The organism is Nitrosomonas sp. Nm84 (genome assembly GCF_003201565.1).
Lineage (GTDB): Bacteria > Pseudomonadota > Gammaproteobacteria > Burkholderiales > Nitrosomonadaceae > Nitrosomonas.
This window is the reverse complement of record NZ_QJJP01000035.1, coordinates 1-19,506: the sequence shown is the minus strand read 5'-3', so window position 1 is coordinate 19,506 and position 19,506 is coordinate 1. Positions and strand designations below refer to the sequence as shown.

Below are 19,506 nucleotides of genomic sequence, written 5' to 3'. Positions count from 1 at the left end.
TTAAGCTACGCTCTTTGCTGTTATCAATGTCGAGATGGTTGTGTCAACTTCGGTTTTTGATGGCTTGTTGAGGTTGGCATAAGTCAAACGACCGTTTTCCATGCGTACGAGGCGATCGGCTAAATGAAAATAACGATCGTCGTGCGAAATGACTAATATTGTTTTACCCATCGCACGTAACTCGGGAAGCAGTTCATGATAGAAGATTTCTTTAAAAACGGGATCCTGATCAGCCGCCCACTCATCAAATACCAGAAAGGGGCGATTTTCGAGATAGGCGACGACCAAAGCTAATCGTTTACGTTGCCCTTGCGATAGCGTTAGCGTAGTAAAAGCGCCATCCTGGACTTTTACTTTGTTTTGTAGGTGAAGCTTGGCTAAAAGTGCATTTCCCCTTTGATCCAGATCCTTGCCATGGTTCGTTTCAAGCAATTGATCGAAAAGATGGAAGTCAGAAAAAATTGTCGTGAAGAATTGTCGGTAGTAATCACGATTAGTGTCGTTTATGACTACGCCATTGAGAGTAATCTTTCCTTCCTCCGGAGGATAGAGTCCTACCAGCAATTTTGCTAGGGTTGTTTTGCCGCTGCCATTACCGCCGACCAGAAAGGTAATTTCTCCAGGAGAAAATTGCAAATCAACCGGACCTAACGTAAACATCTCATCTTTCTGTTCATGATAATAACGATGTAATACGCCCTGCAATGTGATGGATCGCAGCGGCGGCAAATCGATTTTGTTGTTTTGCGATTCTGAAGAGAACATGGCGCGCGTAACTTCATCGATTCGATCAGCCGATACTTGCGCCAGATTGGCGCGAGGAATATTCAATAGCAGTGCTTCGAGTGGTCCCAGCATATAAACAAATACCAAAGCATATCCCGTCATGATCAATGTTCGATCAGGCACATCGCCGACCAGCATGAATAGCACCATGCCGATGAATGCATAAATCAGAAAATTTCCCCAGCTTGCTGAAGCTACGAAGATGGACATGCCAAGTGTCCGCTCTTTACGCACTTTTTCGATCGACTGTCCGAGTACTTCATCGTAGAAGGCGGTGCGCTTATCTCGATTAAGGCGTAATTCCTTTGCGCCGTCTGTGAGTGAACGAAAATAAGCAAATAAATTATCCTGCTCCTGAGCGGCGATATCGAGGTGCCGTATGGCACGAAGGTGGGCGAGGTGATATCCAAGTGAGCCGAATCCAATGACAAGGATTGCGAGTAAAAAAACTTGCCATGACAGAAAAGCCATGTAGACCAGGCAGCCAGCAACCACGACGGCATTTGTCAGAATTACCGGAAAGCTAACAAAAAATTCGGCCACACGTGTGCAATGTTCGGAAAGCGCAGATTGTATGCGCGCAGCACCCAATAATTCGAGTTGCCGGTAATCGGCAGCAATCACGCGCTTTGCGATAAAGCTGCGTAGTTCGGCGTGTGCGCGTTGTCCTAATCGTTCAAATAAAATGGCTGCCGCCATATAGCTCAACATGACACAAAGCGCGGTTGCTGCGAATACCTGCGCCATTTCTCCGTTATCCGATTCGGTGGTTGTCAGCGCAGCGCTGATTTGTGCAAGCAGAAGGACGCTGCAAATCCCATGCACTATGCTGGCAATGGACGCGCTTAAAAGCAGGGGTTTGGATTGTTTAATAAGATACTTCAGCATGGTTTATCCATTTGAGAGAGATATATCTAGTGACGAATGGTGAAGGTAAATATTTACTCTGCCGTGGCAGTATCCAAGGTGTTCTTCAGTAGATAAACAATCGATATCCCAAGATTTTATAACCGGTTGTTCGGCACGATTTCCCAATAGCACGGCCATTTTTCACTCTAATTTAGCGTTCTGCAGCTAGCCAAAATTCTTCGATAAAAGAAAATAATAAATAATAATACTTCTCATTCGTCTTCAATAAATAGATAAAGTAGTTACTAAAATTAATTCCGCCTGGAAAAGAATGGAGTCATATCAATTAAATGATCACTCTTGTGAGTTGCTGATGGAGCAATCGATGCTTCCAACACGTTTGTTATCCTGCCCGGATCAAGTTTGCTATGACGTTACGTATGAAGCTAAAGCGTTGCGTGTCAGAAATAATGAAAATGGGAAAGAAACAATCTGGCATTTGTCTATGCAATCCACTCAATTGAAATTGCAATGGGTCGATTCTTCTTCAGCTCAGCCTGAAGTGCCTGAATTACTGGCGGCGGTGGAAGCTGCGTTTGTTAATTATCCGCATCAGAAGAAGTTATATCTATCAGTTTCAAGTAGGCAGTTTACCGAGTTATTTGATTCGGGTGTTTTGGTTCGGACTGAAGATAATCAGTGCATTGTTTATGCAGAGCTGTTCTGGCAGCAAGCCAGAATATGGCATTCTTCAATTCGTCATCAGATATTCCCAATTCATTATATTTTTAGTCATGGCCGCCGCCACCCGCTGCGACCGCCAAAACCTCAAGGGACTGTTTATCGCCGGTACATCACGTGGCTGGGCGGTACCTTAACATTTCGAGCAATTGATCCGGTTGCCGATCTTGAATGCTTCAATCGCTGGATGAATGATCCAGTCGTAACAGAGTTCTGGCAGGAGTCAGGCGATCTTGTAAAGCACCGTGCTTATCTTTCAGGCATTCAGACAGACCCACACATGATTAATCTCATTGGTTGTCTGGATGACGCGCCGTTTGGGTATTTTGAGATCTATTGGGCCAAGGAAGACCGCATCGCGCCTTATTACGACGTGGATGATTTCGATCGCGGCTGGCATGTGCTGATCGGTGAGCCGCACATGCGCGGCAAACCATTCGTGACCGCCTGGCTGCCATCGATTTCGCATTATCTGTTCCTGGATGACAGCAGAACACAGCGGATTGTGATCGAGCCTCGCATCGACAATCACAAGATGCTGCGCAACCTTGCCCAGTGCGGCTATGCACATCTCAAGGAATTCGATTTTCCACATAAGCGTGCGGTGCTCGGCATGTTATCGCGCGAACGATTTTTCTCTGAACAATTATGGGTGCCGCGCAGTACTACATCACCCCATTCTGTATCTTTATCCTAAGGATTGCTTCATGAAAATTTATGATTTGATCGGCATTGGTTTTGGTCCATCCAATATCGCATTGGCGATTGCACTTGAAGAGAAAAAACAGATTGATCATCACGTTGAATCTTTTTTTATTGAAAAACAACCTGGTTTTGCGTGGCATGCCAACATGATGTTGGATAACGCACATATGCAAGTCTCTTTCCTGAAGGATTTGGTCACCATACGTAATCCATCAAGCCATTTCACGTTTATCAATTACTTGTACGAAAATAACCGGTTACAGGATTTTATCAACCTCAAAACTTTTTTTCCGAGTCGTCATGAGTTTAATGATTACCTGGCGTGGGCAGCGGCACATTTTAATCACTGTTGTGCTTACGGTGAAGAAGTGATTGAAGTGCTTCCGGAAAAGTCGGGCGATGAGATTGCACTGTTACGAGTTCGTTCACGGGATGGCGCACAAGTCATCCATGAACGACTCACGCGGAGTTTGGTGATTAGTATTGGCGGTCAACCCAGAATTCCGGATTGCTTCTCATCATTAAGAGGAGATGCTCGCGTTTTTCATTCAAATAGTTATCTGAAGGAAATTAAGCAGCACGGTCATGCTGGAAAAATTGCCGTGGTGGGTGGAGGGCAGAGCGCATCCGAAATTTTTATGGATCTGCATCATCGTTCCAATACCACACAAGTGGATCTGATTATGCGTGCCCGCTCGATCAAGCCGTCGGATGACAGTCCTTTTGTTAATGAGATCTTCAACACCGATTTTACCGATTATGTTTTCAATAGCCCGGAACAGGAACGGAGCAAAATACTCGACGAATTCTGGCATACCAACTACGCCGCGCCGGATCTAGTTCTGATTGAGCAGATCTTTAATGTGTTGTATCAACAAAAAGTTTCCGGTATTGAACGTCATCGTTTTTTGCGGCGACATGAAGTCAGAAAAGCAATCGCGCAATCCAACGGTATTCAATTCACCCTGCATGATTTAAATACCGATAGTGAACGAACGGTGACCTACGATGCGGTGGTTCTTGCCACAGGCTATCACCGTGATCATTACAAATCTTTATTAGCGCCGCTGATCCCTTATTTCGAAGACCTGACAGTCGATCGCCAGTACCGGATATGCAGTACCCCGCATTTCAAGCCGGCAGTTTTTCTTCAAGGCGCATGTGAGTCCAGTCATGGCTTAAGCGATACCTTGTTGTCTGTAACGGCTGTGCGCACCAGTGAAATCGCACAGGCACTGATTAATACACTGAGCCAATCAACAGGCGTACAAGCAAAGCGCAAGATGTCTTCTGTATTGGTTTAGCGAGATTCCCTTGGCCTGAGTCACTAATTTCCAAATTAACAATAATATTTACATCTCGTCATGAAGTCCTATAAAAAAAACAACAGGTTAATAGATAACCTAAAATGCTCACTATTTTTACTTGCTTTGCAATTGACTGTTCCTGTTCTGTCGGCCAATAGTTATGCACAGTCGCAGCAACAAGCTGCAAACACACCTACTGAGGTGAAAACCCAGCAAACTCAACCTGCTGCAGCAAGTAATACAGAATCAAGTAAATCCAGCCCCCCGGTTTTTCCTGCGGTGACGGTTGAAGGTAAAGCATCCGAAGAGGTTACTGGATATGTAGCCAAACGTAGTTCTACAGCCACCAAAACCGATACACCGATTATTGAGATACCGCAATCCGTTTCAGTAGTTACCCGCCGCGAGCTGGATATGCGCAGCGTGCAAAATTTTACCGAAGCCTTGCGCTATGTTCCGGGGGTCACTGTTGATCAATTCGGGTTTGACGGTCGCGGCTTTGAGTATCTACTGATGCGTGGTTTCAACGGTAATCCGAATGCAAATTTCCGCGATGGTTTAAGTAATGCTGCGCAAGGATTGTTTTTCGGTGGTTTTATCACGGATACTTATGGATTAGAGCGGGTTGATGTGTTACGTGGCCCTTCCTCAGTCATGTTTGGTCGCGGAGATGCCGGTGGTATCGTCAATCGTATCACCAAGCGACCCAGTGCTACTCCGATTCGTGAGCTTGAATTTCAATATGGTAATTTTGATCGTAAACGGATAGCCGCTGATATCGGTGCTGTCAGCAAGGATGGAACAATAATGTTCCGGCTAGTTACGACCGCCCTGGATACCGACACTCAAGTCAAGGAACACGGTGTCGGTGGTGATCGCGCTCATAATGAACGCTTCTATATTGCACCCTCAGTAACCTGGCGTCCTACGGTAGACACGACCATCACGTTGATGGGCGATGTACTCAATAATCGCAGTCAGTCATCGCCGTTTTACATTACTGCACCGGATGGTGGTTTTACGAATGTGTTGCAAAGTGATACAAAATTTTCCAGATACAACACGAATCAATCCTCGTTCAGCTATCAGATCGAACATCATTTCAATGAAATTATTACGGTACGTCAGAATTTTCGTCAAGCGCAGCAGAGCGGGCAATTCAGAGACTTGTTTTCTCTTGACTATAATACACCGGATCAACCGACATTAATGGATCGTGAGGCATATGGAAGCAGAGAGCGGTTGCGTCAAACTGTGCTCGATACCCATGTGCAGGCAAAACTCAATACCGGTCCGCTGCATCACACCATGTTATTAGGTGCGGATTGGAATCATACCCACGCTTCGATGAAATATTTCGAAGGGTACACAGATGGTTATATTGTGCCTGGCATCGATATTCTTAATCCGGTGTATTCGCAATCAATTCCCAGTCCTGATTTATTGGTTAATAATGCCAAGCAGAAAATTGATCAGCTTGGGTTTTATATACAGGATCAAATTCGTTATAACGAAAACTGGATCCTGACTTTAGGGGGACGTTTTGACAGAATTCATACCAGAAATACGGATACTGTTAATCTATTCGAGGACCCCGCAGCCAATTCGCACGGCAAGAAAAGTGCATTTACCGGACGTGCGGGTCTAACTTATCTTTTTTCCAATGGCATTTCGCCTTACGTAAGTTATTCACAGTCATTTTTACCGCAACCCGGTTTGTCTTCCACTGGCCATGCGTTTAATCCAACGCGCGGCGATCAGTACGAAGTCGGTATCAAATACCAACCGGTAGGCGGCAAGAGCCTCTACACAATGGCATTATTTGATCTGACCAAAACCAATGTATTGACCCGTGATGTGAACGATATTTCCGGTGTGCGCTTTATTCAAACCGGTGAGGTGGGATCGCGAGGGGCTGAACTGGAGGCGCGAGGGGAAGTGTTACCCGGATTGAATGCTATCGGTACTTTTACTTATTATGAAATGAACATTAACAAAAGTAATGAAGATAATGTCGGCAAGATGCCGGTACAAGTGCCCAATACCTTAACGTCCGCTTGGCTGGATTATTCCTTTGGGAGCTTGGGCATTCCCTGGCTTCGGGGACTGGGGATAGGCGCTGGGGTTCGTTATGTGGGAAGAGTTTTTAATGATGAGCAAAATACCAGTTCCACTCCGGCATTCACATTGTTTGATGCAACACTTCGCTACGAGAAAGGTCCCATGCTTTTTACACTCAATGCGAGCAATGTATTTAATAACAGATACATAGCATCTACTTTCTTTAACAGAAACTACCTTGGCACAGAGCGAACTGTAGTCGGTACGCTGGCATTTAGATTTTAGGCAACATGATGCTGAAATTATGCGCCTGCGTATCAATCGAGATGCCCGACTTTCATTATTGGGGAATATTTGATGCCACTTAATCCGGATTTGGCGGCATTTCTTGAGCTTGCCGAAGCAGGTGAGAGACCTGCGATGCACACACTGACGCCTGAAAAAGCGCGTATGGAATACGATGCGTCAACGCAGATATTGGATGTTCCCGGACCACCGGTTGGAAGTGCCACTACCATTCGCATTCCATGCCGTGACGGTCAATCCATCAATGCGCGACTCTATTCACCTGTCGAATTTATGGAAAAGACAGGATCTTTGCCAGTATTGCTGTATTTTCATGGTGGCGGATATTGCATCGGCGGTCTTGATTCTCATGATTCATTATGTCGATCATTGGCAGCCTTGACACCTTGCTGTGTATTAAATGTAGCCTATCGTTTAGCACCGGAATATCGGTTCCCAACCGCTGTTTATGATGCACAAGACGCCTATCAATGGGTGTTATCCAGCGGATCTGAATACAATCTGGATGCCACCCGTCTGGCCGTCGGAGGGGATAGCGCAGGTGGGGCATTGGCCGCCGGATTAACGATAGCAGCCCATAATGAGAATTGGCCGCAGCCAGTACGCCAGGTATTACTTTATCCTTGTACCAGCGTCTGGCAGAATACCGAATCGCATCGTCGTTTTGCGCAAGGTTATTTACTCGAAGCGAAAACGCTTCAGTGGATGTTTACCAATTACCTTCGTACCGATGCCGATCGAGCGGACTGGCGTTTTGCACCACTGCAAGCGAGTGACTTGGGTAATCTTGCGCCAGCCTTTCTGGTTTTGGCTGAATACGATCCTTTACTTGACGAAGGAATCGCGTATGCAGAAAAGCTTAAAGCTGCCGGTATTTCCACGCAGGTCAAAATTTATTCCGGAATGACGCATGATTTTGCTCGTCTCGGGAACATTGTCAGTGAAGCCGATCAAGTGCGTAAAGACATAGCAAGCGAGCTTGCCAATGCATTTTATCCTAGATAGATTGAGTAACTCGCGCTTGAGTCTTCAGGCTTCATTGATTATCAAGCGCCCTGTTAAATGGAGTGGGATGGATCTCGGTGATTAGGATTTTTATTTGGGTGGTGCTGTCTTTTATTCTGGCAGGTTGCATGACAGCACCGCAACGACAAGCTGAAGAGGTCGGCGCGGCATTACCGGATCAATGGGGAGAGGGTGAAGCGGTTAATCAACCGATCCCGACGCAATGGGTGCAAACCTTCGGTGATGCACAGTTGAATGCTCTGGTAGACACTGCGTTGGCGAACAACTATGAACTGAAAGCGGCAGCGGCACGGGTGGGCGCGGCGGTTGCGCAAGCGCGTATTGACGGTTCGAGCCGCTGGCCGCAGTTTTTTTTCACTGCCGATCACCAGCAGGTTCAGATTCGTGAAGCGGGTTTTGGCTCATCCAGATTCGGTGTGTTTGAAGCGCTGTTTGGTTTGAGCTGGGAAGTGGATGTGTGGGGACGGATACGCGATTTCCAGCAAGCTTCCGTGCTCGAAGCGGACGCGATGAACACCGACTATTACGGTGCACGGCTATCCCTGGCAGCGCGGGTGGCACAAAGCTATTTTGAACTGACGGAAGCAAAACTTCTGGTAGCAGTCGTCGAGCAATCGATTAAAGACCGTACCATCATTGCCAATCTGGTACGCGGGCGTTTCCAACGCGGCCTGGTGCGGGGACTGGATTTGCGTCTGGCGCTCACGGATCTGGCCAATGCCGAAGCGGAACTCAAGGAAGCACGCAACCTGATCCAGAATATCGCGCGCCGACTGGAGATTTTGTTGGGACATTATCCGGCAGGAAAGGAAGTCGCATCGGCAATGCTGCCGCATTTGCCTGCTACCATCCCTGCCGGTTTACCTGCCGAACTGCTGGAACGGCGACCGGACCTGGTCGCCGCGTTCAGACGTCTGCAAGCCGACGATCTGAGAGCCGTCAGCGCGAAAAAATTGCGACTGCCGCGCATTACCCTGACGGCTGCCGGCGGCACACGCAGCGCCGATCTAACCGACCTGATCGATCCCCGGTCTGCGGCGTGGAATGTATTTGCCGGACTCATGCAACCCTTGTTTACCGGCGGGCGCATCCAGGGTGAAATCTTTCGTACACAAGCGTTTGCAGAGGAAGCATTGAATATTTACAAAAATACCGCACTGAACGCTTTCCGCGAAGTTGAACAAGCACTGGCGGCCGAAGAATGGCTGCGGCAACAAGAAATATCGCTCAAGAAAGCTGTCGAACAAACGGAAGCCAGCCAGAAAATGGCGGTCTATTCTTACCGTAATGGCCTGATTGGAATCCTCACGTTACTGGACAGCTACCGCAGCACACTCAATGCCCAAAGCGCCCACCTATCGGTCACCCGGCAATTGCTCAGCAACCGCATTAATCTGTATCTGGCACTGGGCGGAAATGTGTGATGAGGTTGATGCAGTGACTGTAAACCGGAATTTGATTATTACCTATTTATGAACATACGTCGGCAATTATTCATCGCATTTACGATTGCGATTGCAGGCGGCTTAGCCGCGCTGGCCATTGTGAATTCGCCACCGCAAACCGAGCAGCAGGAAGACATCGTCCAACCGCCTGCCGTCCGCGTCATCACGGTGAAACCGGAGCGGCTGCGCATGGACGTGCGCTCGCAAGGACGGGTCATGGCACAAACCGAGATAGACCTGGTGACCGGCGTCTCGGGCAATATCATTAAAATCTCTCCCGCCTTTGTCAGTGGTGGTTTCTTCAAGAAAGGCGACCTGCTGGTTGCGATTGATCCGGCGGAATATGACCTGCGGGTAGCGCAAGCGCAAGCCCGGGTAATGGAGGCGCAATACCAACTGACACGAGAAGAAGCGGAAGCCGAGCAGGCGCGCGATGAATGGCAGCATCTGGGGCAAGGAGACCCCAATCCGCTCAGCCTGAGGATTCCGCAACTGAGGGAAAAAAAAGCAAAACTTGCAGCCGAACAAGAAGAACTGAAGAATGCCCGGTTGCTGCGGCAGCGCACCGACATACGCGCACCCTTCGATGGCCGGGTGCGTAACAAAGAAGTGGGGATGGGACAATATCTCAGCAGCGGTGTCGTATTAGGCAGAATCTACAACAGCGACCTGGCGGAAGTACGCCTGCCCTTAAGCACGCAAGAACTCGTTTTCGTTGATTTCCCGGACTTACCCAATCGTACGCAATCCACACAAGGAACAGCGGTGAAACTTACCGCAAACTACCAAGGACAACAGCAAACTTGGCTGGGCCATATTGTGCGTAGTGAAGGCGTGGTCGATCAAGAAACCGGCATGGTCATGGTGATTGCACAAATTCCGGATCCGTTCGGTCTGAGTGCAAAGAAACCTGAACTATCGGGTACGCAATCATTCGCTGCCATTTTGCCGGTCGGCCTGTTTGTCGAAGCCAACATCGAAGGACGTTGGTTCGATAATTTGACTGTTTTGCCAGCGAGCGCATTGCTCAGGAATAATCAGGTCGCCGTCTTGGATCAAGATAACCGCTTACGTTTCCGTGCTGTGGAAATACTCAGGAGAGAACGCGAACAAGCCATCGTTAAGGCCGGATTAAATGCGGGGGAACGCGTATTGGTTTCCGGCTTGTCTCATCCGGTTGAAGGGACGGCAGTGACACCCATCGAGCTTGCTCCATGAAACTGATCATCTGGTTTGCCAAGAATCCAATCGCTGCCAACTTTCTCATGTTGCTGATTATTGCAGGAGGGGTGCTGGGTTTGACGATATCCAAGCGCCACACCGTTCCACCGGCACCACAGAATCAGCTGCAAATTGAGATTGACTACCCCGGTGCGGGTCCTGCGGAAGTGGAGCAAGCGTTGTGCATCCCGATTGAAGAAGCTATCCATGATCTGGAGGGGATCCGGCATATCAACTCAACGGCTCACCAGGCGCAGTGCGAGATTATCGTTGAGTTTGATCCTGCAATAGGGTCGGCACGTTTTCAGGCCGCCGTCCAAGCCAGGATGGATCGCATCACGACTTTTCCGAAAGAGGTTGAGAAACTGAAAATCCAGGAAATGAAAATTGGTACATCGGCGGTAACCATCATGGTGCATGGTGAAGTCGATATGCTGACCTTGATGCGTCAACGCGATCGATTGCAAGCCATGTTAAGCAAACACCCGGATATCGGATTGCTGACGCCTTGGCCTCAACTTTCCTATGAAATATCGATTGAAATCACAGCAGCGGATTTACGCCGCCATGCACTGAGTTTTGAGGAGATGGCACAAATCATTCGCGCTGCTTCCAATAATATACCGGCAGGGGAACTGAAGAAATCTGACGGCAAGCTATTGTTAAGAAGTAATAATCAAGCGATGACCGTGGCTGATTATGCGGCAATTAATCTGCGCCCCGATTCGCATGGTACGCGCTTGCTGCTCGGTGATGTTGCGCAGATTCGTGAAACGGTCAGTGACAGGGATATATTGGCAAGAATCGATGGTAAACCGGCTGTGCAGATATTTGTAATTTCAAAAGACCGGATCAAAACCACGGTGGAAGCGGTCAACGAAGTCATTGCAGCATTTCGTCCTGAACTACCTCATGGGATCGGCATTACCACTTGGGACGACTGGTCAAAATATTATGATCATAATATGTCCATGCTGTGGGAAAACGCAGTATCGGGCTTTATTCTGGTTTTCCTGATCTTGATGTTTACCATGCGATTTTATCTAGCGTTGTGGATGAGTTGCGGTATTTTGATTTCCCTGCTGGGAGCACTCTGGTTGATGCCGATGTTGGGAATCTCGCTGAATACTTACTCAATTGCCGCTCTGATTCTGATTCTGGGTGTGTTGGCGGATGATGCCATTGTCGTGGGTGAGAATATTTACACGCATCAGCAGCGAGGGCGACCCGGTTTATCGGGTGCAATCAGCGGGACGTTGGAGGTCGCACCATTAGTAGTGTTGATGGTGTCGTCCACGATGATTGCTTTCATTCCCGGACTGTTTTTGCCGGGACTCAGTGGATACTTGATGTACAACATTTCCCTGGTGATTATCGTAACCCTGGCGTTTTCGATGCTGGATGCGCTACTGATTTTACCTGCTCACCTGGCCGTTAATTTCACACCTGCTAAAAAACAAAATGCTTGGTCTGCGACTATCAGCGCGATCCAGGAACGGGTAGATGCCGGACTGCAATGGCTTATTGATGATGTGTATATCCCGGTACTGAAGTCACTGTTGCGGTTTCGCTATATAACGCTATCGGTGTTCTCCATTGTGTTAATCATTACTGGCGCACTTGTTTTTTCCGGACGCATTCACAGTGTGATGGAAGCACCTGTGAATGACTATTATTTGTTTGCCATTCTTCAGCTTCCGGCGGGCACTCCATTCGAAGAAACGAATCATCAAATGATGCGCCTGGAGCATATTGCCAGCGAGATCCGGGTTGAATTAAATACCGAGCTCGGATTCGGTACATCGGATAAATTAAAAGATAGTTTTCAGCATATTATCGCTGTCATTGATGACAACTCCAGTTTTGTAGACATCGAAATAGCGATTGACGAACGTATTCGTTCCAGAGTGGATAGTATTAAAAGGCAATGGCAGGAGCGTTTTGGTGAACTTCCTGCTGGCGCGACGCTGTCTTTCCAGACCTTCTGGCCACGGGATATGGGTATGCCTGCCACGCATGCTGCAAAAGCTATCGAGTTAAAGTTAATTGCAGCCGATGCTGCGCTGCAAAGTGCTGCAGGAGAAATCCTCAAAGCCAGGCTTTCCTCCTATGCCGGCGTACACAGCGTGGCTGGCTCCATGCAGGCAGGTAAACCTGAATTGCGCCTCAAACTTAAGCCTGAAGCGGCGCTCCATGGATTAACGATGCAAAGCCTGGGTGAGCAAGTGCGTCATGGATTTTTTGGACTGGAGGTACAGCGTTTTTACCAGAATCGGGATGAAATCCGCGTGATGCTGCGTTTTCCTTCCGAACAGCGCCGTTCCCTGGATGATTTATATCGCATGCCGATTAAACTGGACAACGGCAGCACTGCTCCGTTTGCCGCAGTGGCCGAAGCTGAGTATACCCCTGGCTTTGCCAGTATTACCCGACAAAACCGGGAGCGAATCCAATCAATCAGTGCGGAAGTTTTTAAAGAAGAGGCGAATGCTGAGGTTATTCTTGCTGATTTGCGCGCCCATGTGATTCCGGAATTGGAAGCACAGTATCCAGGGCTAAAGATCGAACCAGGTCAATCCAGGCAAAAGCAGGAGCAAGCCATGTCTTCTTTATGGGGCTATGGCGCACTGGCGGTACTGGGAATCTACGCGCTGCTGGCTGTTCCGCTACGTTCTTATACACAACCGCTAGTCATTATGCTGGCCACTCCATTCGGTTTCGTTGGCGCAGTATTGGGCCATCTGTTGCTGAAAATTCCTTTATCCCTGGAATCTTATGTGGCGTTATTTGCCGTAGGGGGAGTTGCTATCAACGATAGTTTGATACTAGTTGCAAAAATCAATGAAATTTTACAGAAAAACACATCGATTTATAAGGCTGTAGTTCTGGCGGGTAAGGCACGTTTTCGCGCGATATTCCTAACCACAGCGACTACTGTGATGGGGCTATTGCCACTCATCAGTGAACAAAGCTCGGATGCTGAGAAACTCATGCCGATGGTGATCACGCTGGCATTTGGTATATTTTTCTCGTCTTTGGTCACTTTGTTGCTGGTGCCAGTCAGTTGTGTTGTTTTAAAAAAATATCCAATCAGAAGCCTACTCATAAGCTGATCAATGGATTCTCCAGCTGAAATCTCTCATTCATTGGAAGGAAAAATGACATCGTATCCCCTGCTACTGAAGCAACTCTGGTATACGCCTTTGGCGAATGCGGCAGAACAAGAAATTGTTTATCGCGATCAATTGCGCTTGAGCTATCGTCAGGTTTATGCTCGCATTGGTCAATTCGGCGCCGCACTGGCAGCCGATGGTTTCCGGCAAGGTGAAGTGATCGCAGTCATGGATCATGATAGCCACCGTTATCTCGAATGCTATTTCGCCATACCGATGTACGGTGCAACGATGATGACGGTCAATACCAAACTGACGCCGGCGCAGATTGTCTATACGCTGAATCACTCCCGCGCGTCCATGCTGTTGTTGCATGCAGATTTCATTCCGATTATAGAAAGCATTCGTGAGGAATTATCTGGAATACGCAAGTTGACTGTCATCGCGGATGGGGCGACAGTGCCGCAGACCATTTTGCAATTTGATAATGAATATGAATCCTGGTTGGCGAATCAGGCAGATGATTTTAATTTTGCGGATTTTGATGAGAATACCCGGGCGACGGTTTTCTATACTACCGGCACCACCGGTGTACCTAAAGGTGTTTATTACACGCACAGGCAATTGGTGCTGCACACGCTGGCGGCGGGCATGGCGCTGACGGCATCGGCAGTACGGCAACGATTTCACTCCGAAGACGTCTACATGCCGCTGACACCGATGTTTCATGTGCACGCCTGGGGCATTCCCTATATCGCTACACTGCTGGGTTTGAAACAGGTTTATCCGGGGCGTTACGTGCCCGATATGTTGCTGAAACTGATTCGTGAAGAACAGGTGACTTGTTCACATTGCGTACCTACTTTATTGAAAATGGTACTGACAGCAGCGCAAGCATCCGAGGTGGATTTGCATGGATGGAAAGTTGTGATTGGCGGATCAGCATTGCCGCAAGCGCTAGCCAAACAAGCGCTAGAAATGGGGGTCGATTGCTTTGCCGGTTATGGTTTATCTGAGACTGCGCCCATATTGACGCTGGCTCAAATGACTGGCAGTAAAAACACGCAAGATTCGGTAACGGATGACGCACTGATCGACTTATGTTGTGCCGGACGCGCGATACCGCTGGTGGATTTGCAAATCGTCGATGAGGCGATGCAGTTGCAGGCTCATGATGGGCAAAGCAGCGGTGAAATCGTGGTGCGTGCGCCCTGGTTGACACAGGGGTATCTGGATAATTCCGAAGCCAGCGCGGAGCTCTGGCGCGGTGATTATCTGCACACGCAAGATATTGGTGTCATTGATCCAAATGGTTATCTGCGCATTACCGATCGTCTGAAAGACGTCATCAAAGTTGCCGGTGAGTGGATATCCTCACTGGAAGTGGAAAATGCATTAGCCTTGGTTTCCGGTGTCAGGGAAGTTGCCGTCATTGGCATGCCGGATAAACGCTGGGGAGAGCGCCCGCTGGCATTGTTGGTTGTAGATAAGAGCTTGTTCAATGAATCGGCCGCACAGGAACAGTTGCGGTTATTTATCGCGCGTGGGTCGATTTCAAAACATGCGCTGCTGACGCAATTCAAACCGGTTGATGCCATTGCTAAAACCAGTGTGGGCAAAATCGATAAAAAGGCCTTGCGCGTTGAGCACATTCCCGCAAGTTAAGCGATTCATGACGAGACTGCATCGGTTCTTTGCGCCATACACTTTGTTTAAATCCCATCCCCATCAGAAAACTAGTTTCAATCAAGGAAATTAACGTGAAAATCCGATCCGTGTTGTGTTCATTGGGGTGCATGCTATTCACGACGCTATTCCTGAGCGCTTGCCAGCAGCCTATCCAGTCGCCAGCACAAATTCATAGCAGTGCGGAAATTTTGTGGGATACCTGGGGTGTTCCGCATATTGTTGCTAAGAAAGATAGCGGTGCCTTCTATGCTTTTGGCTGGGCGCAGATGCGCAGTCATGCCGATTTGTTGCTCAAACTTTATGCTGTGGCGCGTGGGCGCGGTGCTGAAATGTTTGGTGAGAGCTATTTGCCCGCGGACCGATCTGTGCGGGTGTTGGGTATTCCGCATCTGGCTGAGCAGTGGTATGTGGAGCAAGATGTTGCTTTCCGCGCCAACTTGGATGCGTTTGCCGCCGGCATCAATGATTTCGCGCGCCGGCACCCGGAGACCATTTCCGATGCGGTTAGAGCGGTATTGCCGGTGACGCCGCAAGATGTGATTGCACATACCACGCGGGTGATGACCGTTTTTATTGCCGGCACTTCCGAGTGCGGTGCGGTATTGCCGGGTTTTGATTTTATTGACCAACCGGTTGCCTCAAATGGCTGGGCGTTGGGCCCCGGTTATTCAACCAGCGGCAACGCCATGTTGCTTGCCAATCCGCATCTGGATTGGCGCGGATTGGAGACATTCTATGAATCACACTTCCTGTTGCCGGATGTGAATCTCTATGGCACAGCGTTGGTGGGTTCTCCTGTTTTGCAGATCGCTTTTAACGATCATTTGGGTTGGACGCATACCGTCAACACCATGGATGGTTGCGATCTCTACCAACTGAAACTGGCAGGATCCGCATTGGATGAAGGCTATTTGTTGGACGGCATGATGCAATCTTTTAATACCACGACCGAAGTTATTCAAGTCCGCCAGCAGGACGGCAGCATGGCAAGAGAATCTTTGCGCATTCATCGGGCCAAACAAGGGCCAGTGATCGAAATGGGTGAGAAAATTTTAGCGGTACGTTTTGCTTTATTGGAAACATCATTATTGGCTGGCATGAACCGGCAGTGGTGGGAAATGGGGCATGCCAGTAACCTGAAAGAATTTCAGAATGTGCTGCAAGGCCAGCATTTGCCGTTATTCAATGTGATTTATGCGGATACGGACAAACATATTATGCTTGCTTTCAATGGCATTATCCCGGTGCGGGACGTGGGGGATGCAGCCTTCTGGCGTGTGCCTGTGCGCGGGGATGATTCGAGTCTGATCTGGACAAAAACACATGCCTATGCGGGCTTGCCTAAGTCGATCGATCCTGCCGGCGGCTGGGTACAAAATTCCAATGGCGCACCTTGGTATATGACGATACCTTTCCTCGATAAAAACCAGTATCCACCCAACATTGCAGCTGATGTGACCAATAATCGCGAGCTGCGCGGATTGCAGATGCTGAATGAACATCAACAAATGAGTTATGCTGAATTGATTGCTGCTAAGCATTCAACACGTGCTTTGGTTGCTGATCAATTGCTTGATGAACTGGTCGCTGCTGCGCGCGCGAGTCACGATCCGTTGCTGCAACAGGCTGCCGATGTGCTGAATCGCTGGGATCGCCAATATTTAGCAGAAAGTCAAGGAGGATGGCTTTTCGGCATCTGGTTCGAGAAATGGTTGGAAAGAACGATTACCAAAGCCACAGATGCCGATCCCAATCACGACTTTACCTCTGGTCAGCTTGTTGGCGATCTCTTTTATGCACAACCTTTTGATTCGGCTCAACCACTGACCACGCCGCGTGGTTTGGCAGATGTGTCGTTGGCAATACTGGCCTTGCATGATGCCGCCAGTGAATTGCAAGCAACTGTTGGCGCACTCGATATAGCCTGGGGCGATATTGCTCGTTTGCGTCGCGGTAAGATTGATTTGCCCGGTAATGGCGCGGGTACTGTATTAGGCGTTTTTCGCGAAATTATTTACCAGCAAGATGAAGATGGTAAGTTTAAATCATCTTCCGGTGATACGTATGTTGCGCTGGTTGAATTTTCACAGCCTGTTCGCGCCCAGGTATTAACAACCTATGGTAACGCTACCCAGGACAATGCTTTTGAAATAGGCGATCAACTGCATCTGGCTGCCAAACAGCAGCTTCGGCCTGCCTGGCGTACACTGGAAGAGATTGAAACGAATTTGGCGTTGCGTGAGAAATTAACATATTGAGATCTTTGCAAAACGCTGTTTTTAAATTCGAGCCTGCAAATTTGAACCACTCCGGGATTTCCGGAGACTGTTTGGTTAGAAGTGGCCTCACTTAATTGGGCAATTTTTCGCATATTTTAAGTGGAAATCTTGCGTTAATGCCGACCCTACTTTTTGCATTGTAAGCAGGTATCGAAGTAGAACTCATTTGGCGTTTTGTCGTCAAGCGCGGCGTGAGGTTTGTTTTGGTCGTAGAACATGAAATATTCTAAGCCTTGTTTTGCATCACATGCACTGTCGTAGGCGTGCAGATATACCTCTTCGTATTTTGCGCTCTTCCAAAGCCGCTCGGCAAATACATTATCACGAGTTATCCTTACCGTCCGTGCTGATCTGGATACCGTTATCCTTCAGCAGCCCGGTGAATTCCAAGCTGGTGAATTGGCAACCTTGGTCAGTATTGAAGATATCCGGCTTGTCCAGTCTATCCGTTCGCTACCGTACGGACTGTGTTTAGTTTTGCGTGTGATAATAAAAATTGGTGATGGGAAGTGTTACTTTATGCTGTGGCCATGGCTAAATTAATTTTAGGTGAACCACTTGAACAAGATTCTAATAAACCAAGGAGTCTTAACATGATTGCAAGTGTGCCTGATGTGATTTTTAAAACACGTGTTCGCGACGAGAGTATCGGTGGCGATAATCCATTTCGTTGGCAGGATGTCAGCACCGATGGCATTTTTAAAGGGAAAAGAATTGTTGTTTTGGCTCTTCCTGGTGCCTATACACCAACTTGTACGAATAAACATTTGCCTGGATATGATGCACGATATCAGGAACTCATTGCTCTGGATGTTGATGAGGTTTATTGCTTGAGTGTCAATGATGCCTTTGTCATTTATCAATGGAGTAAGCATCTGGACATCAAGCATGTAAAAATGTTGCCTGACGGAAACGGCGACTTTACCAAAGCAATGGGCATGCTGGTTAAAAAAGAAAACTTTGGTTTTGGTAGCCGCTCATGGCGCTATTCCATGGTTGTCGAGAATAAAGAGATTCGTAAATTATTCAGTGAACCCGGTAAAGCTGACAATTACCCGGATGATCCATTTACTGTCAGTGATGTTGATACCATGCTGGATTATTTAAAACATAGCAAATGAGTCTGGATTGCCCTTAATTTTCTATCATCAACCTCAATCCAGCGGACTGAAATTAAAAAGGAGATCGCAAGATGCTGAAAACCAATCACTTTAGTCGCCTCACGAAAGGCGTCGGTTCATCAAGAATCGCAGCAGCTCTGAAAAGGCAGCAAGAGGGGAAAATAGGTTACATTTTACTGTGGCTTGTAGGCGTCCCCATACCGATCTTGTTTTTTATCTTTCTGTTACGTGGTTGCGATTAATTCATTAAATCAGGAAGAGGGCTTGCAATAGGGGTTATGAAAAACACGCTAGTCGGCGTGTGTGCGTTTTTTTCTTGACACTTAAAGTAGTAACAACTAATGCTCTGTGTAGTAATCCAGACCCGATCGACAGTTACCCGATTTAACGATGTGCCTGTTAGATCAAGTCTGAGCTGGTACATTTTATACCAACCTTTCAGCTTTTCTGTAGGATGCCCTATTCTTTTAGTTAATGCTTGCCAGGGAATTTGTTCATGGCTCAACTTTAGGTGTTGGTGTTGTACATTCATACGACCAACTCATGTGTTGCCTAGCATAAACACCACCATTTGATTCGCAAGATTCTTTTTCGTTATTGGAATATATTAACGAAGCTATTAGTATTGCAAATATAAGTATTAGATATAAAATAACTTTTGTGTTTTCGCTCATATAATTCACTTCAATATTTGATCAATATGTTCCTGGCGCATTTCTTTATCACGACGTCTGTGAGTTCCGTATTGCTTAGTCATTACCCGAATGTCACTTACTTAAGTCTTAAGCCCATTTTTTTGAGAAATATAGCCCCAAGCCACTGAAAACCATATAAACATGGCTGGCAGGATGATAGGC

Annotated in this window: 11 protein-coding genes and 1 pseudogene; 10 read left to right on the top strand and 2 right to left on the bottom strand. The window is 47.7% G+C overall.

Annotated elements, in window-relative coordinates; translation table 11 throughout:
• Nucleotides 1-1,674 (bottom strand): cyclic peptide export ABC transporter, encoded by a 1,674-nt coding sequence (locus C8R34_RS14395; protein WP_110341763.1) that lies wholly within the window; start codon nucleotides 1,672-1,674, stop codon nucleotides 1-3.
• A 346-nt stretch (nucleotides 1,675-2,020) separates the two neighbouring features.
• Here C8R34_RS14395 and C8R34_RS14390 point away from each other — a divergent pair, with 346 nt between their 5' ends.
• The 9 genes from C8R34_RS14390 (at nucleotide 2,021) to C8R34_RS14350 (ending at nucleotide 17,507) form a co-directional block, all read left to right on the top strand.
• Entirely contained in the window at nucleotides 2,021-3,073 is a 1,053-nt protein-coding gene (locus C8R34_RS14390; protein WP_258364518.1) for a GNAT family N-acetyltransferase, read from the top strand.
• Between the two features lie 10 nt (nucleotides 3,074-3,083).
• A complete protein-coding gene (locus C8R34_RS14385; protein WP_110341761.1) occupies nucleotides 3,084-4,385 on the top strand; it encodes a lysine N(6)-hydroxylase/L-ornithine N(5)-oxygenase family protein in 1,302 nt (433 codons plus the stop codon).
• A gap of 132 nt (nucleotides 4,386-4,517) precedes the next feature.
• Nucleotides 4,518-6,734, top strand: coding sequence for a TonB-dependent siderophore receptor (locus C8R34_RS14380; RefSeq protein ID WP_258364517.1), 2,217 nt, complete (start codon nucleotides 4,518-4,520; stop codon nucleotides 6,732-6,734).
• A gap of 72 nt (nucleotides 6,735-6,806) precedes the next feature.
• Nucleotides 6,807-7,760 (top strand): alpha/beta hydrolase, encoded by a 954-nt coding sequence (locus tag C8R34_RS14375; RefSeq protein ID WP_110341757.1) that lies wholly within the window; start codon nucleotides 6,807-6,809, stop codon nucleotides 7,758-7,760.
• 77 nt (nucleotides 7,761-7,837) lie between these two features.
• On the top strand, nucleotides 7,838-9,205 hold the full coding sequence (locus C8R34_RS14370) for an efflux transporter outer membrane subunit (RefSeq protein WP_110341755.1): 1,368 nt from the start codon (nucleotides 7,838-7,840) through the stop codon (nucleotides 9,203-9,205).
• Between the two features lie 48 nt (nucleotides 9,206-9,253).
• On the top strand, nucleotides 9,254-10,444 hold the full coding sequence (locus C8R34_RS14365; protein ID WP_110341753.1) for an efflux RND transporter periplasmic adaptor subunit: 1,191 nt from the start codon (nucleotides 9,254-9,256) through the stop codon (nucleotides 10,442-10,444).
• Nucleotides 10,441-13,560, top strand: a complete 3,120-nt coding sequence (locus tag C8R34_RS14360; RefSeq protein ID WP_110341751.1) for an efflux RND transporter permease subunit — start codon at nucleotides 10,441-10,443, stop codon at nucleotides 13,558-13,560. Before C8R34_RS14365 ends, C8R34_RS14360 begins: the two co-directional genes overlap by 4 nt.
• A 45-nt stretch (nucleotides 13,561-13,605) precedes the next feature.
• Nucleotides 13,606-15,225 (top strand): fatty acid--CoA ligase, encoded by a 1,620-nt coding sequence (locus C8R34_RS14355; RefSeq protein WP_110341779.1) that lies wholly within the window; start codon nucleotides 13,606-13,608, stop codon nucleotides 15,223-15,225.
• A 95-nt stretch (nucleotides 15,226-15,320) separates the two neighbouring features.
• Complete coding sequence (locus tag C8R34_RS14350; RefSeq protein ID WP_132467112.1) at nucleotides 15,321-17,507, top strand: penicillin acylase family protein; 2,187 nt, start codon at nucleotides 15,321-15,323, stop codon at nucleotides 17,505-17,507.
• A gap of 146 nt (nucleotides 17,508-17,653) precedes the next feature.
• On the opposite strand, the pseudogene C8R34_RS14345 reads toward C8R34_RS14350, so the two are convergent.
• A pseudogene (locus C8R34_RS14345) lies at nucleotides 17,654-17,972 on the bottom strand (transposase); the annotation flags it as partial.
• Nucleotides 17,973-18,121: 149 nt separating this feature from the next.
• Here C8R34_RS14345 and C8R34_RS14340 point away from each other — a divergent pair.
• Nucleotides 18,122-18,649 (top strand): peroxiredoxin, encoded by a 528-nt coding sequence (locus C8R34_RS14340; RefSeq protein ID WP_110341745.1) that lies wholly within the window; start codon nucleotides 18,122-18,124, stop codon nucleotides 18,647-18,649.
• The last annotated feature ends 857 nt before the right edge of the window (nucleotides 18,650-19,506 follow it).